Source organism: Streptomyces sp. NPDC035033 (genome assembly GCF_040636735.1).
Classification (GTDB): Bacteria; Actinomycetota; Actinomycetes; order Streptomycetales; family Streptomycetaceae; genus Streptomyces.
In genome coordinates this window covers 1-22,983 of sequence record NZ_JBEZUZ010000014.1, presented here as the reverse complement: position 1 = coordinate 22,983, position 22,983 = coordinate 1, and the positions used below count along the sequence as shown (strand labels likewise).

Sequence of the window (22,983 nt, the reverse complement as noted above, 5' to 3'; positions counted from 1 at the left end):
GCGCTCAGGAGTAGTCGGCGTGGTAGTAGCCGAGAGGGGTGCTGTCATGGACGAGCTCCAGGGGTTCGGCGTAGCGGGTCTGGGAGAAGCGGCCCCAGTAGCGGGCGGTGGAGCGCAGCAGGTCCTCGTCGAGGTACCAGCGGCTCGACGCCTGCGAGCGGTGGGCCGCGATGGCCGCGAGCTTCGCCTCCACGTCGGCCTCGCTCAGCTCGACGAAACGGTTCGGCCGGTAGGAGACGGTGGCGGAGGGCGACTGGTAGCAGGCGAGCCGGGCCACCTTGCGGCAGGCCACGAGCGTGGCCCGGTGGACCGCCCGGTGGTCCTGGTGCGTGTCGCTCTCGGAGTGGACGAAGACCACGTCCGGCTCCACCTCGGCGACCGCGCGCTCCACGACCTGCACCGTGGCGCGGTCGTCCGCCATGGAGCCGTCGGGCAGGTCCTCCATGAGGAGCCGGGCCCCCAGCACCTCGGCGGCGCGGTGCGCCTCCTTGCGGCGCCGGGCCGGGTCGCCGCCGCCCCCGCCCCGGGACATGGTCAGGACGGTGACGTCCCAGCCGCCGCGGGTGCGGCGGTGGATGGTGCCGCCGGCGCCGATCTCGACGTCGTCGGGGTGGGCGCCGACGACCAGCATGCGCAGGGCGCTCCGCCCGGCCCCCTCGACGCCCAGGGGGTCGGCGCGTTCGGCGATGACCCGGGCCACGACGCCGGCCAGTCCCTCGGGGTCGGCGCGCTCGACCAGGTCGGCGGCGCGCCCGCGCAGCGCGGCGACCGCGAGGCGGGCACTGGGCGCGTCGTCGGTCACCACGACGGGGACGCCCGGGCGCTGGGCCCGCCACCGGCCGAGGACCTCGGTCAGCGCGGCGTCGTCCTCGCTCAGCCCCGCGTCCCAGACCGCCGCGTCCCAGAACCTCACGGGTGGCGGCGGGTCGGCCCCGGCCCGCAGGAAGCCGGCCGGCGAGTCGACGGCGTACACGGTGGCCGCCCCGTGCGCCCGCAGGACCCGGGCGATCCGCCGGGCGGCGTCCGGTTCCCGCTCGCCGAGCAGGACGTGCGCCCCCACGAGCCCGCCACCGGCCTCCGCCCCGATGCCGTGGCGGTCCGGATCACCCTCACCAAGATCCGACATTTCAGACATAACGGGTACTCTATCGGCTCGTGCGGCACCCCACCGGCTCGACCGCCACCACCCCCCCTCACCTGCGGCGGAGCCGCGCTCCGTTCGGGACCGGGGCCCGGCGGCCGGCCTCCGTGGAGGAGGCGCCGGCCCTGCCGCCGCGGGGGTCAGCCGGCCGCGCGCGACGCGTAGGCGCGGACGTCGGCGTCGGGGTCCGCGGTGACCGTGGCGAGGGCGGCGCGTGCTCCGGGGTCGGCGCGGTGGCGGAGGAGGGACAGGACGGCGGCCTTGCGGACGTCCGGGTTCGGGTCGGCCAAGGTCCCGGCGAGGGCGGGGACCGCCTCGGCGGGCGGCGCCGCCCGCAGGGCGGTCGCGGCGCCGGACCGGACCTGCCACGCGGGGTCGGCGAGCGCCGCCACGGCCCGCGCGGCGTAGCGGGGCGGGCAGCCGGTGGCGGCCAGCGCCGCCAGGGCGGCGCCCCGGACCAGCGGGTCGGCGTCGTCGAGGAGCGGATCGAGCGGACCCGGTGCCGGGTCCTGCACGGCCGCGAGGCCGCGGGCCAGCGCGACCCGGACCTCACGGGCCGGGTCGGCGGTCGCCGCCGCCAGTTCCGGCACCGCGTCCACCGAGACGAGGGCGCGGACGGCGGTGGTGCGGACCTCGACGTCGGTGTCGGCGAGCGCGGCGGCGTACACCCCGGCGTCGCCCAGCCGCAGCGCCCGCAGCACGTCGAGCGCGGCGGCGCGGACGACCGGGTCGGCGACGTCCAGCGCCGCCCGCAGCGCGGCCCCCGACTCCGGCTCGGCGGGAAGCACTTCGACGAGCTCGCGCAGCGCGGCCGCGGCGGCCGCCCGGACCCGTGGCGCGGTGTCCCGCAGACACGCGGCGAGCGCGGGGCCGGCGCCGGCGGGCGTGGTCTCGCTGAGCACGGCCACCGCCGCCGCCCGCACCCCGGGATCGGCATCGGCCAGGTAGGGGCGGAGCGCGTCCAGGTCGGGGGACTCCTCGGCGAGGGCGAGGAGGCGGAGCAGGGACGGGCCGGCCGCGAGGGCCTCCGGGACCGGGGCCGGGGCGGGCTCCGCCGCGGGCTCCGCCCGGCGGGCGGCGGGGGCGGCGTCGCGCGGACCGGCCGTGGCCACCGGCACCAGCGCGACCTCGCCCAGAGGGCGCTCCGGCCCCGGCGCCGGCGCGAACTCCGGCACCGGGACCACGTACGGCTCCACCGGCCGGGCGGTGAACTCCATCGCCCCGGAAGGCGACTTGCGCAGGTCGAGGTGGTGCAGCCAGCCCGCGTCGTCGCGCTCCGGGTGGTCCGTCCGCTCGTGGTACAGGCCCCACCGGGACTCGGTCCGGGCCAGCGAGGCCCGGGCGGCCATCTCCGCGCAGTCCCGGATGAAGGTGACCTCCGCGCACCGCATCAGCTCGTGCGGCGTGCGCGCGCCCATCCCGGCGATCTCCCGCGACATGCGGGTGAACGCCTCCACGGCGAGGGAGAGCTTCGCCCCCGACTTCGGCGGCGCCACGTAGTCGTTGACGAACCGCCGCAGCTTGTACTCCACCTGGGGCTGGGGCGGCCCGTCGGGATGGCGCAGCGGCCGGTAGACGAGCTCGTGGGCGGCGGCCACCTGGTCCGGTGGCAGTACGCCCTCGTACGCCCGGTACTGCGCGGCGTCCTCCCCGGCCAGGTCGCCGAAGACGAACGCGCCGATCATGTAGTTGTGCGGCACGCAGGCCAGGTCGCCGGCCGCGTACAGCCGGGGCACGGTGGTGCGCGCGTGCGCGTCCACCCGTACGCCGGAGGCGGAGTGCCCTCCGCACAGTCCGATCTCCGAGATGTGCATCTCGACGTCGTGGGTGCGGTAGTCGTGGCCGCGGTTCGCGTGGAAGGTGCCGCGGGTGGGCCGTTCCGTCGAGTGCAGGATCGTCTCGACGGCGCCGATCGTCTCCTCGGGGAGGTGGCTCAGCTTCAGGTACACCGGGCCCCGGTCGGAGGCGAGTTCCTCCGCGAACTCCGCCATCATCCGCCCGGACCAGTAGTCCGACTCCACGAACCGCTCGCCGTGCCGGTTGACCTGGTAGCCGCCGAACGGGTTGGCGACGTACGCGCAGGCGGGCCCGTTGTAGTCCTTGATCAGCGGGTTGATCTGGAAGCATTCGATGCCGGTGAGCGCGGCCCCCGCGTGGTAGGCCATGGCGTAGCCGTCGCCCGCGTTCGTCGGGTTCTCGTACGTCCCGTACAGGTAGCCGGAGGCGGGCAGGCCGAGCCGGCCGCAGGCTCCGGTGGCCAGGATCACCGCGCCCGCCCGGACGACGACGAACGCCCCGGTGCGGGTGTGGAACCCCGCCGCGCCGACGGCCCGGCCGTCGTCCGGGTGGGTGAGCACCCTGACCGGCATGACCCGGTTCTCGATGCGGATCCGTTCCCGCATCTCGCGCCGCCGCAGCTGCCGGTAGAGGACCTTCTTGACGTCCTTCCCCTCCGGCATGGGCAGGACGTAGGACCCGGACCGGTGCACTTGGCGGACCGCGTACTCGCCGTGCTCGTCCTTCTCGAACTTCACCCCGTACGACTCCAGGCGCTGGACCATCGCGAAGCCGCGGGTCGCGGTCTGGCGCACGGTGGACTGGTCGACGACGCCGTCGTTGGCGCGGGTGATCTCGGCGACGTAGTCGTCGGGTTCGGCACGGCCCGGGACGATCGCGTTGTTGACCCCGTCCATGCCCATGGCGAGCGCGCCGGAGTGCCGTACGTGCGCCTTCTCCAGCAGCAGGACCCGCGCACCGCGTCCGGCCGCGGTCAGCGCGGCCATCGTGCCGGCGGTCCCGCCGCCGATGACGAGGACGTCACAGGACAGCTCGGTCGCGTCGGCGAGGGCGGGAACGGGCAGGGGAGTGTCCACCAGGGTCTCCACGGGAAGTGCCTTTCAGAGGGATTCGAGGATGCGGCGGCGCAGTGCGGCGGTCGCGGGGGCGTGCTGGGCGTCGCGCAGGCGCGGGTGCGGGACGTCCAGCACCCGGCCGGAGCCCAGCAGGGCGACCCGGTCGCCGAGGTGCAGGGCCTCGTCCACGTCGTGGGTGACGAAGACGACGGTCGCGCCCGTGTCCCGCAGGATGTCCACCAGCAGGTCCTGCATCCCGGCGCGGGTGTGCGCGTCGAGTGCGCCGAAGGGTTCGTCCATGAGGACCGCGCGGGGCCGGCCGGCCAGCGCGCGGGCCAGCTGGACCCGTTGCCGCTGACCGCCGGACAGCCGGTGCGGCAGCTTGTGGGCGTGCTCGGCCAGCCCGACCCGGTCCAGCCACCCGGCCGCGGTGCGCCGCCGCTCGGCCCGGGGGATCCGGCGGATCGCCAGCGGCAGTTCCACGTTGGCGCGGACCGTGCGCCAGGGCAGGAGGGCGTCGTGCTGGAAGACCAGCGCCCGGTCGGCGCCGGGCCGGGCGACCGGCTCACCGTCCTGGGTGACCCGCCCCTCCAGCGGGGGCAGCAGGCCGGCGAGGGTGCGCAGCAGGGTGGACTTCCCGCAGCCGGACGGTCCGACCACGGCCAGCAGCTCCCCCGGCGCGATGCGCAGCGTGACCTCGCCCGGCAGCGCCGCGCCGTCCGGGTGGCCGAGCCGCACGCCGTGCAGGGCGAGTTCGGCGCCCGGCCGGGCGGGGGTGGTGGACAGGGTCGCGGTACTCATGGGACGGGCTCCTTCCGGGGGACGGCGGTGACCGCCGGGGCGGGCCCGGCGGCCCGTCCGGAACCGGTCCGCTCGGGGGTGCGGCCGGCCCCGCGGAACGCCGGACGCCGCGCTCCGGCGGCTCCCCGTGCGGCCGGGCGGGGCAGCCAGGCGGTGGCGCGGCGGCCCAGCAGCTCCACCGCGGTCGAGGTGAGCCACCCCAGGGCTCCGATGGTGGCCATGCCGACGAAGACGCCCCGGTAGTCGAGGATCGTGTAGTCCTGCCAGGTGCGGTAGCCCACCCCGTACTCGCCGGAGATCATCTCCGCGGAGATCACGCAGATCCACGAGACGCCGATGCCCACCGAGAGGCCGCCGAAGACGCCCGGCAGGGCGCCGGGCAGGACCACCGAGAACAGCACCCGCAGCCGGCCGCCGCCCATGGTGAGCACGGCCTCCTCCCAGGCCGGGGCGAGGGCACGGACCGCGTGCCGGGTCGAGACCACCACCGGGAAGAAGGCGGCGGCGAAGGTGATGAACACGATGCCCTGCTCGTTGGTGGGCAGGAGCAGGATGGCGACCGGTACCAGGGCGATGGCCGGCACCGGCCGCACCGCCTCCACCAGCGGGCCCAGCAGGTCGGCGGCCCACCGGGACCGGGCGATCGCGGTACCGACGGCCACCCCCGCCACCGCGGCCAGCAGAAAGCCGACCGCGATCCGGCGGAGGCTGTGGCCGAGGTCCTGCCAGTACGGACCGGTGCCGAGGCGGTCGGCGAAGGCGGAGGCCACCTCGTCGACCGTCGGGAACTGCTCGAACCGCAGCCACGCGTTGACGTCCAGCGAGGTCAGCAGCTGCCAGAGCCCGAGGGCCACGGCCGGCGAGGCGGCGCGGATCAGCCGGCGGCCCGCGCTCATGACGCGAGCTCCACGGCTTCCGCGTAGCGGATGATCCGCGCCCCGGCGTGACCGTCGACGTACCTCTCGGCACTGGCCGGAGTGACGAAGGCGCGCAGCTCGGCGCCGTCCGCCACCCACACCGCCCTGTCGGCGAACCACAGGGTGCCCGTCAGCGCGTCCGGCACGTAGGCGGCCCGCACGTCCGCGCCCCCGGCGGCCCTCAGCAGGTCCTCGGGACTGTCGAAGGTGCGCGTGGTGGCCCGGCCCTTCAGCCACAGTTCGGGCTTGGCGGCGCCCGCCTTCGGGTACGCGGCGGCCCGCACGGCCCGCTTCAGCGGCGCCGGGTCGACGAAGGCGTCCACGTCGACGTCACCCACCAGCCCGGCGGCCTTCAGCACCGGCACGTCCTCCTTCAGCGCGGCGATCAGCTCCGGGCGCAGGGCCGGGTCGAAGGTGGCGATGCCGTTCGCGCCGTTGTAGAGGTAGACCACTTCGGGCGGCAGCCCGGTCTCCTTCGCCACCGACTCGGCGGCCGCCACCGGCTTCGCCCGCAGGTGGTCGGTCGCCCGCCTCTGCGCCTTCAGGAAGTCGTCGAGCACACCCGGCCGTTCGTCGGCGAACTTCTTCCGCACGGTCACTCCGTGGAAGGTCGGCAGGTTCAGCTCGGCCCCGTCGTACAGAGCCTTCGCCCGGCCCTCGAAGGCCAACTGGCCGGGCCAGGCCACGAACTGCGACAGGGCGTCCGCGCTGCCCGCCTGCAGGGCGGAAGCGCCCACGCTGGGTTGCTGGTTGAGCTTCCGGACGTCCTTGTCGGGGTCGATTCCCGCGCGTCGCAGGGCCCGTACGAGCGTCCCGTCGGCGGCGGAGCCCACGCTGGTGGACACCTTCCTGCCGCGCAGGTCGGCCAGCGACTCCAGGGGGGAGTCCGGCGCGGTCACCACGGTGTTGAGGCCGCCGCGCAGGTTGTAACCGGTGACCGAGACCAGCCGGGTCGGCTGCTTCAGTTCCTCGCCCCGGGCGGCGTTGATCAGCAGCGGGAAGTCGCCCATCGAACCGATGTCGACCTTCCCCGCGGTCATCTGGGCCGTGATGGGGGCGCCGGTCGCGTAGTCCTGCCAGTCGACCCTGTACGTCACGCCCTCCTTCTCGCCGCGCGCCGCCAGCTCCTCCTCGAAGTAACCGAGGGAGCGCAGCAGGGTGCCGGCGGTGACGGTGTTGATGGTCCTGGACTGGTAGCCGACGGTCACCGTGACCGTCCTCGGCGCTCCGCCCGCCCCGCCGTCGCCGGCGCAGGCGGTGGCCAGGGGGAGGAGCAGGGCGACGGTGACGGCGGGGGAGATGATTCCGCGACGCATGAGAAGGGGCCTTTCACCGGAGCAGGTAGGGCATGTTGACGGTGACCGCGCCGGTGGGACAGCGCGCGGCGCACGGGCCGCAGTACCAGCACTCGTCCACGTGCATGTACGCCTTGCCGTCGTCCTCGCGGATCGCGAGCGAGTCGAGCGGACACATGTCGACGCAGAGCGTGCAGCCGTCGATGCACCGGGACTCGTCGATGGTCACGGGCACGTCGGCGCGCTGGGGAACAAGAGGCATGGCCGGCTCCAAGGGTCCGGAGGGGCGGGGAAGGGAGAAAGGGGGGAAGGGGAGGAAGGGGAGGAAGGGGGGAGCTCAGTGCTCAGAGGGAGCGGCGCAGCACGCCGCTCATGGTGATGCGGTCGCCGCGGAACCGGATGAACTCCAGGTCCACCGGCCGCCCGTCGGGCAGATGGGTCAGCCGTTCGAGCATCAGCACGGCGGCCCCGCGCGGGGCCTGGAGCACCGCGGCGGAGTGCGCGTCGGCGTTGACCGCCTCGAGTGTGATCTCGGCGTGGCCCAGCGGGCCGCCGGTCAGGGACTCCAGGAGCCGGAACACGTCCGTGTTCTCGAGGTCGCAGCCGAGCAGCTCACCGCCCACGTCCATGGGCAGGTAGGACGAGTCGAGGGAGAGCGGCAGGCCGTTGAGGCGACGCAGCCGCTCGATGCAGAGCACATCGGCGTGCTCCGGCAGGCCCAGCCGGTGCGCCACCGGGCCCGGGGCGGTCACCGGACCGACGGTACGGACCTCGTTCGTGACCCGGCCGTGCTCGTGCAGGGTCTCGGCCAGTCCCTGGAGGCGGTCCAGGCCGTGGGGGTACTTCTCGCAGACCACCACGGTGCCGACGCCCGGGTGCCGGTCGATGAGCTGCTCGCCGCGCAGCAGGTCCAGGGCCTGCCGGACGGTGTTGCGGCTGGCCCGGTAGTCGGTGGCGATCACGTCCTCCAGGGGCAGGACCCCGCCGGGGAAGCCGCCCGCCAGGATCTGGTGGCGCAGGAGGTCGGCGAGCTGCCGGGCCCGGTCCGCACGCAGCCGACGGCGGCGCGCGGCGGCGACCGGGAGGGCGGCGGGGGCGGATTCGGAGGGCATGACAGGAACGTAGCGGCTCGGCGGTCCCCACGGTGTTGCCGCAGTATTGCGCCACCTGATGGACCGCACGTACCGGGTCTGACCTGCGGTTTCGAAGGAAGAGGAGCGAGAAACGCCACCGGGCCGCCCACCATGTGGACGGCCCGGCGAGGGGCGGGTGCGCCGGTCAGAGCCCTGGCGGCCGGTGCGTGGTCAGCACGCGGTCGGCGCCGGACCGGGCCGTCTCCCCCTGACGGCGGTGTCCGGCGTCCGGTCCGCTTCCCTCGGGGCCGGGGAGCGGATCCGCGGCGAGCGCCCGCAGCAGGGCGCGGGCGACCGCGTCGTTCTGGCGGAAGGCGGGGGCATCGGTGCGGGGGCGGGCGAAGGCGGCCACGGCGCGGTGGTCGGTGGGGGCGCCGAGGGCGAGGCGGCGGGGGTGGGGGCCGCCGAGTCCCGGGTCGATGACGCGGGCGTCCGCGGGGGTGACGGCGAAGCGCCCGGAGCGGTGGGTGTGGTCCGGATCGGTGACGACCTCCTCCGCGAGCGCGCCCGCGCGGTGCAGACGCCGGAGCAGCGGATCCTCGGTGCCGTCGAGGTCCGGGCCGGGCAGGTACGCCTCGATCAACGCCGTGGCGCGGACCGTGTGGCCGGGCACCGTGGGGCTCGTCGCGCGGAACGTGCCCGTGGCCTCGTCGACGGCGACGCGGAGGCCGGCGCCGAGGAAGCGGACGATCCCCGCACGGGAGAGGGCGAGGAGCTGGCGCAGCCGGAAGCCGGGCGGGCCGGAGGCGAGGAAGCTGAAGAAGCCGTGCCACCAGCCGTCGAGGCCCTCGCCGAGCGAGCGGGCCGTGAGCCGGCCCGTGGAGACGAGCCGCGGCAGCTGCCCGTACACCGAGAGCAGGGCGAGGAACGCCCCGAGGTCGGCGCTGAACCCGGCGTCCTGGCGGCGGGCGACGTCCTGGGCGACGCGGTCGCGCAGATGGGCCTGGAAGGCGTCCGTATGGGGGAAGACGAGTCCGTCCAGGGGACGGTCCAGGGCCTCGAAGTCCAGGCGGTCCGCCGGGTCGGGGACCGCGGCGGCGACCAGGTCCGTCATCGCGCCGGAGTACCAGTCGAGGCGGTCGTAGGCGATCAGGAACTCGTCCCAGGGCATCGCCGTTCGCTCCGGGTGGGCGTGGAACAGCTCGTGGTAGTGGCCGAAGCCGATCTCCTTGGCCATCAGCGGCCACACGTCGTGGCCGAGGTCCAGCGCACGCCCTTCCGCGCCCAGGGCGTCGATCGTCCCGGGGCCGAAGTACCGGGGCAGCGGAGGCCGAGGGCCTTGGAGCCGGTAGCCGGTCTTGGCGTGGTAGGGGACTCCGCGCCGTGATCCGACGTGCAGGATCGGCTCGCGGCCGGAGGGGAGGTAGGTCAGCGTGCCGTCGGGCTCCGTGCGGTAGGCGCCGCCCCGGCCCTCGGTGAGCAGGACCATCAGGTCGATGAAGGCGAGCCCGAATCCGCGCAGGACGACGTGTTCGCCGGGCCGCAGCGCGGACAGGTCGGCGTCGGCGGAGAAGTCCGGCGGGAGGTGGAAGAGGCCGTGCCGGCGGGCGAAGGCCGCGCGGGCGCGGTGCGCGGGGCCCGGCGCGGACGCCAGGTGGCCCTGGGCGAGGACCACCAGGTCGGCACGGAGGGGGGTGGCCCGATCGGCCAGGTGGACGTGCTGGGGGCCGTCCGGAGGGCCCGTGACGGAGGTGGCGGTCGTGCGGTGCCATGTGACGGTGACCGACGCGGGGAGCTCGGCCAGCACCCGCCGGAACACCCAGTCGAGGTAGGCGCCCTGGGCCCGCCGGGTGGGGAAGTCGGTCCCGGTGAGCGTGCGCAGCTCGGCCAGGACCTGCCGGTCGGCCGGTTCCGCGTACGGCGCGAAGCGCGGGTTGCGCGGGTCGGCGAACTGGGCGGCCCACTCCGCCAAGGAGGGTCCCGGCCGCACGGGGCCGTCGAGGGTGGACGTCTCGTCGGTGAACAGGGTGACGTCCTCGGCCATGGAGTTCATCCGCAGCAGCGGGGACTGCTCGTGCCGCCAGATCCGCCCCGGGCCGGGAGGATGCGGGTCGACGAGGTGGATGCGCACCTCCCTGTCGCCCCGCCACAGCTCGGGGGCGTTGGCGGCGATGCGTTCCAGCAGCCCGGTGGCGCGCGGTCCCGCCCCGACGACGACCAGGACGGCGGGGGACCCCGTGCTCACCGGTCACCGCCGAGGGCGGGACGGGCGCCGGCGGACGCCGTCCGGCGCGGCCGTGCGCGCAGGGCGGTGACACGGGCGCGCAGCCGCTCCGGCGGGGTGGGCGGAAGCCCGCGCGCGGAGCCCCGGGCGTAGTGCCGCTCCACGTAGTACTGCCCGACGCCGAGCACGGAGGTCACCGCGACGTACCAGAGCGTGGCGACCATCAGCAGGGGGATCACCTGGTAGGTCTGGTTGTAGACCAGTTGCACCGAGTACAGCAGGTCGTGCACGGCCAGGACACTGACGATGCTGGTGCCCTTGAGCGTGCCGATCAGCATGTTTCCGGCGGTCGGGACGATGGAGCGCATCGCCTGCGGGATGACGATCCGGCGCAGCGTACGGGCCCTGCTCAGGCCGAGCGCCTGGGCGGCCTCGGTCTGGCCCGGGTCCACGGAGAGGATGCCGCCGCGCACGACCTCGGCGGCGTACGCGGCCTCGTGCAGGGTCAGGCCGATGACGGCGGTGAGGGAGGGACCGAGCAGGTTCACCGTCTGGACGGTGAGGAACTGCGGCCCGTACGGGATGCCGAGGCCGAGCGTCGGATAGAGGGCGCCGATGTTGAACCAGAACAGCAGCTGCACCAGCAGCGGCGTGGACCGGAAGATCCACACGTAACCCCAACCGAGCGTGCGGAGAACGGGGTTGCCGGACAGCCGCATGACCGCGAGCGGGATGCCGAGCAGAAAGCCGAGCACCATCACCACGGCGGTCAGCCACAGCGTCAGCAGCAGTCCGTCGAGCACGGCGGCGGTGGTGAAGTACCGTCCGACCACGTCCCATTGGAACGCGTCGTTGCGGACGACGGAGTCGAGCACCATGGCGAAGAGCGACAACGCCACGGCGGTGGCCGCCCAGCGGCCGACGCGGCGGCGCGGCACGATCCGCGGCAGGTCGGCTCCGCGCGGGCCGGCGGTCTTCGGAGGCTTCTGAACGGGGGTTCCGGTGGACGTGACCATGGTGAGGCGCTCCGGGGAAGGGAGGTGCGTGCGTGGGTGATCATGCGGGCACCCGTACGCGGGTACGGTGCGCCGGGAACGGTGTCGTCACGCTCGCCGCGCCCCTCAACGCGGCCGGACGGGGCCACGCGCGCAGCGGAGCCCGTCCTGCGCCGATCGTACGCGCGGCCGGCCGGCGCTCTGTCAACCGCGCATGACGGGCCTGTGAACACCGCTCCGCCGTCCGGCCGGCGGTTGACGGAACGCACGGTGTGCTGCTCAAGTAATCGCATGGACGCCCAGCAGCGCTTGGTCTCGCGCGACCACATCGACTTCGGTCGGGTGTGGTCCGCCTCCTGTCCCGCCTGACTCGGCAGCGGGCCGTCCGACCGGCCCTTCCCTCCCCCGGTGACCCCGTCGCGGGCCGATCCCTCCCCGCACGCGCGCTGCCGCGGCCCCGCTGACCCCGACGCCCTCCGTCGTCACGCCCGCTCACCGTCGTCCCCGTCTTCCTGACGGTCCATCACCCGTGCCCCGCGTCAGGCCGCTTCGCCCTGCTCGCGTCCGGCAACGCTTCCGAAAGGCCCCTCTGTCATGCCCGTGGAGTTCCTCGGCATCGCCGCCACCAACGACGGATCCGAAACGACCCCCCGCTCCGGCGCCGCCTTCGACAAGGAGTACACGCTCCGGCTCGCCCTGGCGCACGAGCACCACGGCTGGGACCGGGTGCTGTTCGCCTACGGCTCCGGTTCCCCGGACCCCGCTCCGGCCGCCGCGTACGTCGCGAGCCGGACCGAGCGGCTGCAGATCCTGCTCGCCCACCGGCCCAACGTCTCCTACCCGACCTTCGCCGCCAAGACCTTCGCCACCCTCGACCAGATCAGCGAGGGCCGGCTCACCGTGCACTTCATCACCGGCGGCAACGACCACGAGCAGGGCCGCGAGGGCGACACCCTCACCAAGGACGAGCGGTACGCCCGCACCCGCGAGTACATCCGGCTCGTCAAGAAGATCTGGACCACTCACGAGCCCTTCGACCACGAGGGCGAGCACTACCGCTTCCACGACTTCGTCAGCGACGTCTTCCCCTTCCAACAGCCCCGCCCCGGCGTCTCGTTCGGCGGATCCTCACCCGCCGCGTACGCCGCCGGAGGCGCCGAGGCCGACGTCTACTGCCTGTGGGGGGAGCCGCTGGCGAAGACCGCCGAGCAGATCGAGGCCGTGAAGGCCGCGGCCCGGGCGGCCGGGCGGACCGACGTGCCGCGCATCCAGGTGGCCTTCCGCCCGATCATCGCCCCGACCGAGGACCTGGCGTGGGAGAAGGCCCACTGCACGGTCGGCGCCATCCGGGAGCGGCGCGGGACGGGACTCGTCCGACATCACCGCGGCGACGTCCCCGAGAACACCGGGTCGCAGCGGCTGATCGCCATCGCCGAGGCGGGGGAGCGCTACGACCGCGCCCTGTGGACCCCGACCGCCGCCGCGACCGGCGGAGCCGGCAATTCCAACGCCCTGGTCGGCACTCCCGAGACGGTCGCCCAGGCGCTGCTCGACTACTACGACCTCGGCGTCGACATCCTCTCCGCCCGCGGCTACGACCTGCTGGACGACGCGATCGACTTCGGCCGGTACGTGATCCCCCTCGTCCGCGAGGAGGTCGCCAAGCGCGACGCCGAGCGGGCGGCACGCGGCCCCCGGACCCTCGCGGCGGTGGGCGAGTGAGCCCCGCGGCACCGCTCCCCGGGCCGACGGTCATCCACGTCCCGGTCTCCGGCCCCCGTGTGGAGCCCCCGCTGCGGGAACTCGGCGACGAGTGCACCACCCGCTACGGCGAGGGCGCCCGCGCCGCACTCGCCCGTCACCCCGACGAGGAGTTCACCGCTCCGCACGGGGGCGCCCCGCTCCTCCTCCTGGAGCGCGGCCGGGCCGTCGCGGGCGGCGCCTTCCGCCGGTACGACACGGCGACGGCCGAGCCGAAGCCGAGCCCGAGCACGTACAGGAAGGGGCGCCGACCTGTGAAACCCGTGACCATCGACCGCCTGCGCGCCGCGGCCGCCCTCGCCCTGCTGCCGCTCCTGGCCCTGACCGCCTGCGGCTCCGGCGGCACGGTGACGGCGGGGGCCCAGGCACCCGCCGCGACGGCCGACGACCCGGTCGCCGGCGTACGGAAGGCGGACGCCGTCGCCGCCCTGCTGCCCGCGGACGTCCGCGAGGCAGGTGTGCTGAGGGTCGGCAGCTCGATCGGCTTCCCGCCCGGCGCGTACTACCCCGACGGCACGGACAAGGCGCCCGCCGGCCAGGACATCGACCTCGCCGACGCGGTGGCGAAGGTCCTCGGCGTGAGGCTGGAACGACAGGACGCCTCCTTCGAGACGATCCTGCCCGCCCTCGCCAGCGGCAAGTACGACGTCGGCACCGGCAACTTCGGCGTCACCACCGAGCGCCTGAAGACGATCGACTTCGTCACCTACATCAACGACGGCCAGGGCTTCGCCGTGAAGAAGGGCCGTGCGGCGCTCGGCGGCAGGGTCACCGACCTGACCCAGCTGTGCGGGCTCACGATCGGCACGGGCGCCGGCACGACCTTCGAGGCCACCCTCACCGCCCGCAAGGGGGTCTGCGCCGAGTCCGGCAAGGAGCCGTACGAGGTGAAGGTCTACTCGGAGAACGCGGCCACCCTCACCGCGCTCCAGCAGGGCCGCATCGACGTCGTGATGTCGACCATCAACGGCCTGCGGTACCAGGCGGCCCAGCCCGCCGCCCAGACCGTCTTCCTCGGCGAGTACCACCGGCTCGACGTCGGCTTCGCCTTCAAGAAGGGCTCCCCGCTCACCCCGGCCTTCCGGGCCGCGGTCGACCGGCTGATCGAGGACGGCACCTACGCCCGGATCCTGAAGAAGTGGGGAACCACCGCCTCCGCGATCGACGCGTCGAGGATCAACCCGCCCGAGCACAACCGATGAGCACCGACGTGATGGTGGACGTCCGCTCCGTCCACAAGAGTTTCGGCCCGCTGGAGGTGCTGCGCGGCGTCGACCTCCGGGTACGCGCCGGAGAGGTCACCGTGATCCTCGGCCCGTCCGGCTCCGGCAAGTCCACCCTGCTGCGCACCATCAACCACCTGGAGAAGGTCGACCGGGGCTGGATCAGCGTCGACGGCGAGCTCATCGGCTACCGCCGCCACGGCGACAGGCTGTACGAGCTGAAGGAGAAGGACGTCCTCGAACAGCGCACCCGCATCGGGTTCGTCTTCCAGAACTTCCACCTCTTCCCGCACCTGGACGTGCTGGACAACCTGGTCGAGGCCCCCGTCTCCGCACTGCGCCGCCCGCGCAAGGAGGCGGAGGAGACCGCCCGCCGGCTCCTCGCGCGGGTCGGCCTCGCCGACAAGGCCGACGCCTACCCCCGGCAGCTCTCCGGCGGCCAGCAGCAGCGCGTCGCCATCGCCCGCGCCCTCGCGCTCGAACCGAAGGTGCTGCTCTTCGACGAGCCCACCTCGGCGCTCGACCCGGAACTCGTCGGTGAGGTCCTCGACGTCATCAAGGACCTGGCCCGCACCGGCACCACCATGATCGTCGTCACCCACGAGATCGGCTTCGCCCGCGAGGCCGCCGACACGGTCGTGTTCATGGACGGCGGGACCGTCGTGGAGCAGGGCCCGCCCGCGGCCGTCCTGGACGACCCGCGGCACGCACGCACCCGCGCCTTCCTCTCCAAGGTCCTCTGACCGGCGACCACCGACGCGCCACCACGCCACGCAAGGAGAACCACCGTGTCCACCACCCTCGCCCGCCGCACCGTCGCCACCACGAAGAAGGGCGACGGCCTGGCCGAGCCGCTCGCCGACGCCCTGGAGCAGATCATCGAGAACGGCACGTACGCCGAGGCCCCGGAGCGGTGGGGCCCCTCCGGCGAGGCCGTGACCTCGTCCCGGATCAGCCCGCCCGGCCCGCCCGGCCCGCCCAGGACCGGCGAGTAGGCGAGGGAGGCTTCGATGAGATTCCAGGTCCTCACCCTCGTCGGCCACGCCCCCCACCCGCTGACCGGTGAACTCGGCTCCGCCGCGGACCGGTTGGCGGAGGTCGTGGAGACGGGCGTCGCCGCCGAGGAGCTCGGCTTCGACGCGTACGCGGTCGGTGAACGGCACGCCGGGGCGTTCCTGTCGTCCAGCCCCACGGCGCTGCTCGGCGCCCTCGCCGCCCGCACCTCCCGCATCCGGCTGCTCACCGGCGTCACCGTCCTGGCCATCGCGGACCCGGTGCGCGTCGCCGAGGACTACGCCACTCTGCACCAGCTCTCCCGCGGCCGGCTCGAACTCGTCATCGGCAAGGGCGCGGAAGCGGGCCACTTCGACCTCTTCGGCCTCGACGAGGGCCTCCAGTGGGAGTACCAGGCCGAGAAGTACGAGTTGCTGCGCAGGCTCTGGCGGGAGGAGAAGGTCACCTGGCGGGGCGAGTTCCGCCCGCCGCTGACGGACACGACCACCGTGCCCCGACCCTACGAAGGCCGCCCGCCGCGCGTCTGGCACGGCTCGGCCACCAGTCTCCACTCCCCGGAGCTGGCCGCCAGGCACGGCGACCCGCTGTTCAGCGCCAACGCCGTCCAGCCCCGCGAGGCGTACACCCGGCTCATCGGGCACTACCGCGAACGCTTCGAGGCGTACGGTCACGACCCGCGTACCGCCCACGTCGGCGCGGGATCGGGAGGACTGTTCGTCGCCGACACCACCCAGGAGGCGATCGCCCGCTTCAAGGACTTCTACGAGGCCAGGGTCCGGCAGACCTACAAGCCGCGGCTGGAGGGCAAGCCCGGCTACAACACACCCTTCCGCACCATCGAGGAGGCCGTCGCGGACGGCCCTCATCTCATCGGCAGTCCGCAGCAGATCATCGACAAGATCCTGGGCTTCCACCAGGCGTACCGCCACGACCTTCAGTCCATCACCGTCGACGGCTCGGGCCTTTCGCCGGCCGAGCAGATCGACCAACTGCGCCGATTCGCCGAGGAGATCGCCCCGGTGGTGCGGCGCGAGGCCCCCACCACTCTGTGGCAGCAGCAGTGAATCCCCGTCCGCGACTCCCGCCCGGCGCCGAGAGGTCCGCCCATGGCCGCCGTCGGCCGAGCACGCGGGCCGACGGGTCCTCGAACGCTTCGCCCCGCTCGAAGAGCGCTCCGGCCGACGAGAACCCGGCCGCGGCCCGGGCACGCCCTGAGGGTGACGAACGTGTCGTCACCCTCAGGGAATTCGCTTGCTCGGCAAGCTACTTCACGCCGAGGCCGGCGTCGCCGATCTCGGCCTTGCCCTCGGCCTTGAGGACCTTGTTGAGCGTGCTGAGGTCGTAGATCCCCTTCAGCTCCGGCTGCTTGAGCAGGCCGGCCTTCACGGCGTGCTGTGCCTGTGCGTCGAGGGTGGCGGCCAGCGGGTCGTCGAGGAAGGTGATGGACGGCCAGGCGCCGTTGATCACCGCGTCGCCGAGCGGCTTGCCGGTGAGTTCCTTCAGCTTGGCGTTGGCGGCGGTCTTCGCCTTCTCCGGGTTGGCGTTGATCCAGGAGTTGGTCTTCACCGAGCCGCGCAGGACCGCCTCGACGACGTCCGGGTGCTCCTTGAGGAACTTCTGCGACACGATGATGTTGGTGATGACGAACTTCTTGTCCGGCCACAGGTCGGACTCGTCGAGGAGCACCTTCGCGCCCTCGCTGACCAGCTTGGACGCGGTCGGCTCCGGCACCCAGGCACCGTCGATGGAGCCGGACTTGTAGGCGTTCGGGGTCACCTTGTTGTCCGTGCGGACCACGGAGACGTCGCCCTTGCCGCTCTGGGCGTCGACCTTCCAGCCCTTCTCGGAGACCCAGTTGAGGAAGGCGACGTCCTGGGTGTTGCCGAGCTGCGGCGTGGCGATCTTCTTGCCCTTGACGTCGTCCAGGGTCTTGATCTTGTCGGGGTTCACGACCAGTTTCACCCCGCCGGAGGCCGAACCGCCGATGATGCGCAGGTTCTTGCCCTTGGACTTGGTGTAGCCGTTGATCGCGGGGGAGGGGCCGATGAAGCCGATGTCGATCGAGTCGGCGTTGAGCGCCTCGATCTCGGACGGGCCGGCGTTGAAGGTGGAGACCTTCAGCCGGGTGCCGCCGAGCTCCTTCTGGAAGATGCCCTGCTGGTCGCCGATCAGGGCGGTGGCGTGCGTGAGGTTGGGGAAGTAGCCGAGCCGCACCTCGTCGGCGGAGAGCTTCTTGCCGCCTGCCGCGACCTCGGTCTTCTTGTCGTCGTCCGTGGACGCGGTTCCGTAGCCGCAGGCGGTCAGGAGCAGGGGGAGGGCGGACAGGGCGGCGAGGGCGCGCAGGGTGGAGAGCGGTCTTGCGGCAGACACGGGGTGTCCTCTCGAGGATGAGGCGATCGGCAGGTATGGAAAATGCAGGAAATGCAGGAAATGCGGGAAATGCGGGAGAGCGGGGAAAGCCGGCGGGAACGGCAGGGCGCGGACGTCGCGCACGCCAGGGCCACCCCATGCCCCGCCCGAAGGCGTGGGGCACGGGCTGGGGCGGGTGCCGGTTCCGTGGGGCGGTCTCAGGCGCGCTGACAGATGGCGCTGGACGTGTGGCCGAGGTCGATGTGGCGACGCGACGTGAGACGGGGGAGGGCCGGGTGATGCGCCGTTCGCATGACTCCCTCGCAATCCCTAGCTTTCCCAGTCGGTTGATAGGGATCGTGGCAGAAAGAGGCTGCCGCCCCAAGAGGCTGTTCGAATGGTGGACGAAGGCGTCTCGCTTCTTGATATGCGCGGGTCGGATCGGAGCGCGTTCCCCTCGCGCGTGACGCCCCTCAGGGGCAGGCCGCGGCCATCGCGCGGTGGGGGGACCGTCGAGGTGCGGTCCCCGGCGGCGCGCAACCGGCCGACAGGCGAGCCGCGGGCGTTCAGGGCTAGGACGCCACGTCAGAACCGCTCCGAGCACGGGTCGTCGGCGAGTTCCGGCACTCGGGTGGTCACGTTCGGCGCGACCCGAGCCGGTGCGGGGCTCAGCCCATCAAGGGCGCGCGGAACGCGGACGGCCGGGATGTCCCCGGTCGCGGGTCGCGGAGCGACGTGCGTCGACGGCGCTTCAGCCTGCCACCGTCGTCGCCGACTCCACGGGGTCAGGGGTGCCGGGACGCCGGCCCCGCGCAGCCCGGCGGTCTCGTCGTCAGGTGGTTTCCCCGCCTGGTCGCGGGCGTCGGCGTCGGCCGCGTCGGATGAGCGGGAAGACCGCTCGACGGAGGTTCCGGCCGACCGGGGCCTGATCACATGTCGGACGGTCCCGCCTCGCGATGCGGGACCCGGGGCGTGCCGAGCCGGCCGACGTCTCAGGGATTGGACCAGGCGGCGGGGTCGTCCGCCAGGGTGTGGACGAAATCGGGCAGCCGGCCCGAGGCGATGTCCGCGAGCGAGACCCCTTCGAGGATCTGGCGGACGTTCGCCCGCAGGGCGATCCACAACGGGAGCAGCGCCTCGGCGGGGCCTTGGTACGTCAGGTCCGGCGGGCGCACGCCCCGCACCGAGACGAGTGGTCCCTCGACCGCGCGCACCACGTCGGCGACCGAGATGTCCTCCGGTGCTTTCGCCAGCCGGTACCCGCCGCGGGCGCCGCGCTGGCTCATCACCAGCCCGTCACGCCGCATGTCGTTGAGGATGCTCTCCAGGAACTTGTGCGGGATCTCCTGCGTCTCGGCGAGGAACTCCGCCTTCAGGGGGGTGTCCTCCTGGGCGCCGGCGAGGAGGAGGGCTGCGCGTACCGCGTAGTCCGCTCGGGCTGAGATCCGCATGCGGGCATTATCCCGTACCGCACCGTCCCGCACCGCTTCCCGCAGGTCCGGGCGCATGCGGGCTCCTTTTCCCATGAAATCTGTAGGAAACTCTTGACGGGTTGCCGTCACGCGCACCACGATTGCGGCATGTCCCCGTCGCAGCCGTTGCTCGTACGCCGCAGGCACGTTGACTTCCGTCTCGTGGCCAGTGCGGCCTGCCGGCGCGGCTAGGGTTTCTTCGCCAGGGCTTCTCGCCGGGGTGTCCGCCCCGCGCGCGGCAGAGCTTCCGCCGCGTCCGCCTTCCCTGCGCCCCTCTCTTCTCCTTCTCCTTTCGTGACCGGCCGGCCTCCCGCGAGGCGGCACGGGCTCGACCCTCACGCGTCGCCGCCGATGCCGACGCCGCCGCCGCGCCCCGTGCGCCGCCGCGCCTGTGCGCCGCGGGCGGGCCCGATGTTCCCGGTGTCCGATCGCACTCCACCCTGACCAGCCGAAGGGGCTTCCCGTGACCACCGCCGTTCCCACCCCCACGCGTCCCGTTCCCGAACCGCGTCTCCGCCTCGTCGGCGACCGACCGAGGATCGCGCCCGCCACGCCCGGCTCCGGAACGGTCGGGTACCTCGTGTACCTGCCGGAGACCGTCGACCCCGTGGCACTGCTCCGTACCCACGGCGTGCGGCCGGAGGTGTATCCGCTCGTCGCGCGGACACCACCCCGCCCGGCCCCCGAACCGGAGCCCGCTCCCGGCGCGGCCCCGGACCCGGCCGACGGCCTCCGCATCGACGGGACGCGCCGGACCATCGAGGTCGACGGACGCGAACTCGACCTCACGTACCTGGAGTTCGAGCTCATCGCCCACCTCCTGACGCACCCCCACGCCGTGCACACGCGCGAAGCCCTCATGGCCACCATCTGGGGCTACGACCACATCGGCGACGGCCGGACCGTCGACGTCCACGTCGCCCGGCTGCGCCGCAAGCTCGGCCCCGCCTACCGGGACCGGATCGTCACCATCCGCAGGGTCGGCTACAAGTACGTCCCCGACCACCGGTAGCCCCTCTCCTCTCCCGTTCCTCCAAGGGGCGACGGGCAGGCTGGCGCCTCCGCCACCCGGGGCGGCGAGGGGCGGGCCGACCGCGAGGCGAACGTGCGGTCGCCGCCCCGGCCGGTGCCCCGGCGGTGACTGCCGAGCAGTCCGGCACGTACGTGGAAGGCACGACCACGCGGTCGCCGGGGCGGAGGTTGCGCACCCCGGGCCCGACCTCCTCCACGACCCCGACCGCTTCGTGACCGAGGACGCGGCCTTCTCGCATGCCGGGCATGGTGCCGCGGACGAAGTGGAGATCGGTGCCGCAGATGGCGGACGTCGTGATCCGTACGATCGCGTCGTACGGGTCCTCGACCGTCGGCTCAGGGACATCCTCGACACCGATGTCTCCGATTCCGCGCCAGACGACGGCTTTCATGTGGACGCTCCTTCGGTGGATGACCCGGGGGATCCGTTCCGGTGCGCCGCGGCCGGAGACGCGAGCCGCTCCGCCCGGGCGCCGCTGCCGGCTTCCGGACGTCACGCCGTTCCGGCCCGGGCGCGGCCTGCTGCCGGGACTTCGGAGCTCCGCGTCCGGTCGCCGTGCGTGCCGACGGCGGCCGGGCTTCGGATCTCGTCCTCTGGTGCGGCTCTCCTCCCGAGGCGGGCTCAAACGGCGGTGATCGCCCCAGCGCTCGCGGCCCGGGGGTGGACGACGCCGATGGGCCCGGTCGTGCGCGTGCAGGGACTCCCACAGGCTCTGGACGCCTCTGGACGCCGGGGCCGAAGAAGCCGGCGCGGTCGTCGTCCGGGAGACGGTCGTCGTGCCGCCGCAGCCGGCGGGCGAAGTCGGCCGCCCCGGTGTCCGTCCGCCTCCACCGAGGCCGGCGGACGAACCCCTCCGGCGTTTCGCGCGGGCCGCCGGGCGCTTCCGGCGCACCGGTCACCGAGCGGTGCGCCGCGAGGTGGTCCGGCCGGCCGCCGAACTCTCCCGCAGCCGCCACCGGGTCATTCGGCCTCCTTCCGCCTCTCGCCCTTCGGGCCGAGGCCACGCTCGGTCCGCGGACCGCTGCTGCGCCACTGGGGGTCCTCCTGCAGCGACTCGTTGGCTTCGTCGTTCGCCTTCGCGTCCGGTACGCCCCCCTGCTCGGCGTCCTTCCGCAATCTGGCACGCCGGGTGTCGTACTTCTTGCTTCCGGGTTCGGGCATGACGGGCCACCTCTCTCGGTTCGTCGTCGCATGCCGTCGCCCGGCGCGTGCCCACCCCCCGACGCGCAAAACTGGACAGGAGGTCCTCGCCGGACGCACTCGCTTCGTTCCGTGAAGGAGCGCCGTACGGACGGGTCGTCCCGCGCCCTGTCGAAAGCCGTTTGCCGGACGCGGTGGGCGGGAGGGTCATGGGACACGGCGCTCACCGGGCCGGTGCGCGCCGTGTCGGCGCACGAGAGGGAGGCCCTCACCTCCGCCGCTGCTCGGGGGTTCCGCGGCGATCCAGCGTTCCCCAGCGTCCGGGCTGCCGCTCTACGAGGCCGACGGCTTCGGCGATGACGTCGTCGCCGATCCAGGCGAGCGGCTCCACGCCCGTGACCAGAGGTTCGTTGTCCGGGCCCCTGCCCACCTCTCTCCCGCGGAGCACCCAGGGCCTCGTGCCCGGGTCCTTCAGCCGGGGGAGGTGGCAGTAGTCGTACAGGCGCCGGGCGATCCACAGGCGGGCCGGGCGTTCCCCCCACCAGTCCTCGACGCCGAGTGCGCTGGCCGACAGACCCGGCAGACGGACGCCTGTCAGGTCGTCCGCGCTGGAGGTGCTCCGGAGATCCGGATCCGGTCCACGCGACCAGCGCACATAGAGGTCGCGGCGGTCGGCCACCAGGCGGACGAGGTCGTCCAGACGGGAGAGAGACGCCATGCGGGTGGTGCTCATGGGTGTCCTGCGGAGTTCGTGGGTCAGCGGGCGAGCGCGAAACCGCTCTCGGTCGCGGCGCCGGTTCCGGGGCCGGACCGGGTGCCGGACAGCTGACGGCGGGCGGTGGCCGGCGCGGTCTCGACGTCACGGGTGCCGGTGGACACGCACAGCGTGGAGGCGACGCCTTCCAGCCGCCTATGGGCCCCGGTCGAACCGTCCCCCGCGTGCGGGAGCAGCGCCTCGTACTGTTCGACGAGGTCCCTCGGTACCGCGGGGCGGGGCATCAGCATCAGCCGTCTCCTTGCTCCGAACAGGGGGCACGTGTCCCGTGCCGCTCGTCTGCCCCGGCCTCACCACGGCAATCACGCGGCTCGCGACCGCGGCGCCCCGCGTCTCTCCGTGCCGCGCACCTCCCGCTCCCGTTCGCGCGGTGCGGGGACTTCGGGTGGGATGGGAACGGTGCCGGGTGAGGCACCGGCCGCCGGGTAGCCGGACGGGCACGTGCGGCCGGACGGGCCGCGACCCACGGAAAGGGACATGTGATGCCGGCAGGATCGAACGCGAAGCGCGAGCGCCAGTACGAGCACATCAAGGAGGGTGCCGAGAAGCGCGGCGCCTCCGAGAAGCGGGCGAAGGAGATCGCCGCGCGCACCGTGAACAAGGAGCGGGCCCGTTCCGGCGAGTCCGCGACCGCGAGCAAGACCTCCACGCGGGACCGGAAGTCGGCTTCGCAGCGCGGCGGGGAGCGCTCGCACAGCGGCTCCCAGGGGCCGACGAAGGACCAGCTCTACGCCGAGGCGAAGAAGCGCGGGGTCGAGGGCCGCTCGTCCATGAACAAGCAGGAGCTCAAGAAGGCCCTCGGCCGCTGAACCCGGCCCGGCCGCGCTCCGCTTCATCGCGAGGAACTCGTCGAGGACGCCGTCGATCGCGCCGCGCGCGTCGAGGGCCGGGGCGCTCGCGAAGCGGGCGGAGATCCGC

At 73.6% G+C, this 22,983-nt stretch carries 22 protein-coding genes and 1 pseudogene; 7 read left to right on the top strand and 16 right to left on the bottom strand.

What is annotated here, in order from left to right:
- Positions 1-4: 4 nt before the first annotated feature.
- From AB0E83_RS08780 to AB0E83_RS08740, 9 genes are all read right to left on the bottom strand, one after another.
- The gene (locus tag AB0E83_RS08780; protein WP_362108014.1) at positions 5-1,135 is read right to left on the bottom strand and encodes a PIG-L deacetylase family protein; all 1,131 of its coding nucleotides are present in this window, start codon (positions 1,133-1,135) and stop codon (positions 5-7) included.
- A gap of 146 nt (positions 1,136-1,281) precedes the next feature.
- Positions 1,282-4,026 (bottom strand): fumarate reductase/succinate dehydrogenase flavoprotein subunit, encoded by a 2,745-nt coding sequence (locus AB0E83_RS08775; protein ID WP_362108012.1) that lies wholly within the window; start codon positions 4,024-4,026, stop codon positions 1,282-1,284.
- 12 nt (positions 4,027-4,038) lie between these two features.
- A complete protein-coding gene (locus AB0E83_RS08770) occupies positions 4,039-4,794 on the bottom strand; it encodes an ABC transporter ATP-binding protein (protein WP_362108009.1) in 756 nt (251 codons plus the stop codon).
- Positions 4,791-5,690: an ABC transporter permease gene (locus AB0E83_RS08765; protein WP_362108006.1), complete on the bottom strand. Its 900-nt coding sequence runs from the start codon at positions 5,688-5,690 to the stop codon at positions 4,791-4,793. The genes AB0E83_RS08770 and AB0E83_RS08765 overlap by 4 nt, the downstream gene beginning before the upstream one ends.
- Positions 5,687-7,027 (bottom strand): ABC transporter substrate-binding protein, encoded by a 1,341-nt coding sequence (locus AB0E83_RS08760; protein ID WP_362108003.1) that lies wholly within the window; start codon positions 7,025-7,027, stop codon positions 5,687-5,689. Before AB0E83_RS08760 ends, AB0E83_RS08765 begins: the two co-directional genes overlap by 4 nt.
- A gap of 13 nt (positions 7,028-7,040) precedes the next feature.
- Entirely contained in the window at positions 7,041-7,268 is a 228-nt protein-coding gene (locus AB0E83_RS08755; protein WP_362108000.1) for a ferredoxin family protein, read from the bottom strand.
- Positions 7,269-7,350: 82 nt separating this feature from the next.
- Positions 7,351-8,118, bottom strand: a complete 768-nt coding sequence (locus tag AB0E83_RS08750; protein WP_362107997.1) for a GntR family transcriptional regulator — start codon at positions 8,116-8,118, stop codon at positions 7,351-7,353.
- A gap of 166 nt (positions 8,119-8,284) precedes the next feature.
- Positions 8,285-10,324 (bottom strand): FAD/NAD(P)-binding protein, encoded by a 2,040-nt coding sequence (locus tag AB0E83_RS08745; RefSeq protein WP_362107994.1) that lies wholly within the window; start codon positions 10,322-10,324, stop codon positions 8,285-8,287.
- The gene (locus AB0E83_RS08740; RefSeq protein WP_362107992.1) at positions 10,321-11,319 is read right to left on the bottom strand and encodes an amino acid ABC transporter permease; all 999 of its coding nucleotides are present in this window, start codon (positions 11,317-11,319) and stop codon (positions 10,321-10,323) included. Before AB0E83_RS08740 ends, AB0E83_RS08745 begins: the two co-directional genes overlap by 4 nt.
- 573 nt (positions 11,320-11,892) lie before the next feature.
- Here AB0E83_RS08740 and AB0E83_RS08735 point away from each other — a divergent pair.
- The 5 genes from AB0E83_RS08735 to AB0E83_RS08715 all read left to right on the top strand — a co-directional run bounded on the left by AB0E83_RS08735 (position 11,893) and on the right by AB0E83_RS08715 (position 16,360).
- Positions 11,893-13,020: an LLM class flavin-dependent oxidoreductase gene (locus AB0E83_RS08735; protein WP_362107989.1), complete on the top strand. Its 1,128-nt coding sequence runs from the start codon at positions 11,893-11,895 to the stop codon at positions 13,018-13,020.
- A 302-nt stretch (positions 13,021-13,322) separates the two neighbouring features.
- Positions 13,323-14,261 (top strand): ABC transporter substrate-binding protein, encoded by a 939-nt coding sequence (locus tag AB0E83_RS08730; protein WP_362108175.1) that lies wholly within the window; start codon positions 13,323-13,325, stop codon positions 14,259-14,261.
- The gene (locus AB0E83_RS08725; protein ID WP_362107986.1) at positions 14,258-15,025 is read left to right on the top strand and encodes an amino acid ABC transporter ATP-binding protein; all 768 of its coding nucleotides are present in this window, start codon (positions 14,258-14,260) and stop codon (positions 15,023-15,025) included. Before AB0E83_RS08730 ends, AB0E83_RS08725 begins: the two co-directional genes overlap by 4 nt.
- 45 nt (positions 15,026-15,070) lie before the next feature.
- Positions 15,071-15,277 carry a hypothetical protein gene (locus AB0E83_RS08720; RefSeq protein WP_362107983.1) on the top strand — a complete coding sequence of 69 codons (207 nt, stop codon included), beginning with the start codon at positions 15,071-15,073 and terminating at the stop codon, positions 15,275-15,277.
- A 15-nt stretch (positions 15,278-15,292) separates the two neighbouring features.
- Positions 15,293-16,360, top strand: a complete 1,068-nt coding sequence (locus AB0E83_RS08715) for an LLM class flavin-dependent oxidoreductase (RefSeq protein WP_362107980.1) — start codon at positions 15,293-15,295, stop codon at positions 16,358-16,360.
- A 199-nt stretch (positions 16,361-16,559) separates the two neighbouring features.
- Here the strand turns inward: AB0E83_RS08715 and AB0E83_RS08710 are convergent, their stop codons facing one another.
- Together AB0E83_RS08710 and AB0E83_RS08705 are read right to left on the bottom strand one after the other, a co-directional pair.
- On the bottom strand, positions 16,560-17,666 hold the full coding sequence (locus AB0E83_RS08710) for an ABC transporter substrate-binding protein (RefSeq protein WP_362107977.1): 1,107 nt from the start codon (positions 17,664-17,666) through the stop codon (positions 16,560-16,562).
- Between the two features lie 971 nt (positions 17,667-18,637).
- On the bottom strand, positions 18,638-19,096 hold the full coding sequence (locus AB0E83_RS08705) for an Rrf2 family transcriptional regulator (RefSeq protein ID WP_362107975.1): 459 nt from the start codon (positions 19,094-19,096) through the stop codon (positions 18,638-18,640).
- Positions 19,097-19,580: 484 nt separating this feature from the next.
- Here AB0E83_RS08705 and AB0E83_RS08700 point away from each other — a divergent pair, with 484 nt between their 5' ends.
- Entirely contained in the window at positions 19,581-20,129 is a 549-nt protein-coding gene (locus tag AB0E83_RS08700; RefSeq protein ID WP_362107972.1) for a winged helix-turn-helix domain-containing protein, read from the top strand.
- Here the strand turns inward: AB0E83_RS08700 and AB0E83_RS08695 are convergent.
- The 4 genes from AB0E83_RS08695 to AB0E83_RS08680 form a co-directional block, all read right to left on the bottom strand.
- Positions 20,083-20,541 carry an alcohol dehydrogenase catalytic domain-containing protein gene (locus AB0E83_RS08695; RefSeq protein ID WP_362107969.1) on the bottom strand — a complete coding sequence of 153 codons (459 nt, stop codon included), beginning with the start codon at positions 20,539-20,541 and terminating at the stop codon, positions 20,083-20,085. The genes AB0E83_RS08700 and AB0E83_RS08695 overlap by 47 nt on opposite strands.
- A gap of 569 nt (positions 20,542-21,110) precedes the next feature.
- A complete protein-coding gene (locus AB0E83_RS08690) occupies positions 21,111-21,311 on the bottom strand; it encodes a hypothetical protein (RefSeq protein WP_362107966.1) in 201 nt (66 codons plus the stop codon).
- A 247-nt stretch (positions 21,312-21,558) separates the two neighbouring features.
- The gene (locus tag AB0E83_RS08685) at positions 21,559-22,023 is read right to left on the bottom strand and encodes a DUF6098 family protein (RefSeq protein WP_362107963.1); all 465 of its coding nucleotides are present in this window, start codon (positions 22,021-22,023) and stop codon (positions 21,559-21,561) included.
- Positions 22,024-22,046: 23 nt separating this feature from the next.
- Positions 22,047-22,295 carry a DUF5133 domain-containing protein gene (locus AB0E83_RS08680; protein ID WP_362107960.1) on the bottom strand — a complete coding sequence of 83 codons (249 nt, stop codon included), beginning with the start codon at positions 22,293-22,295 and terminating at the stop codon, positions 22,047-22,049.
- 252 nt (positions 22,296-22,547) lie between these two features.
- Here AB0E83_RS08680 and AB0E83_RS08675 point away from each other — a divergent pair, with 252 nt between their 5' ends.
- Complete coding sequence (locus tag AB0E83_RS08675) at positions 22,548-22,874, top strand: plasmid stabilization protein (RefSeq protein WP_030222399.1); 327 nt, start codon at positions 22,548-22,550, stop codon at positions 22,872-22,874.
- A gap of 15 nt (positions 22,875-22,889) precedes the next feature.
- Here AB0E83_RS08675 and AB0E83_RS08670 read toward each other — a convergent pair.
- A pseudogene (locus tag AB0E83_RS08670) lies at positions 22,890-22,983 on the bottom strand (TetR/AcrR family transcriptional regulator); the annotation flags it as partial.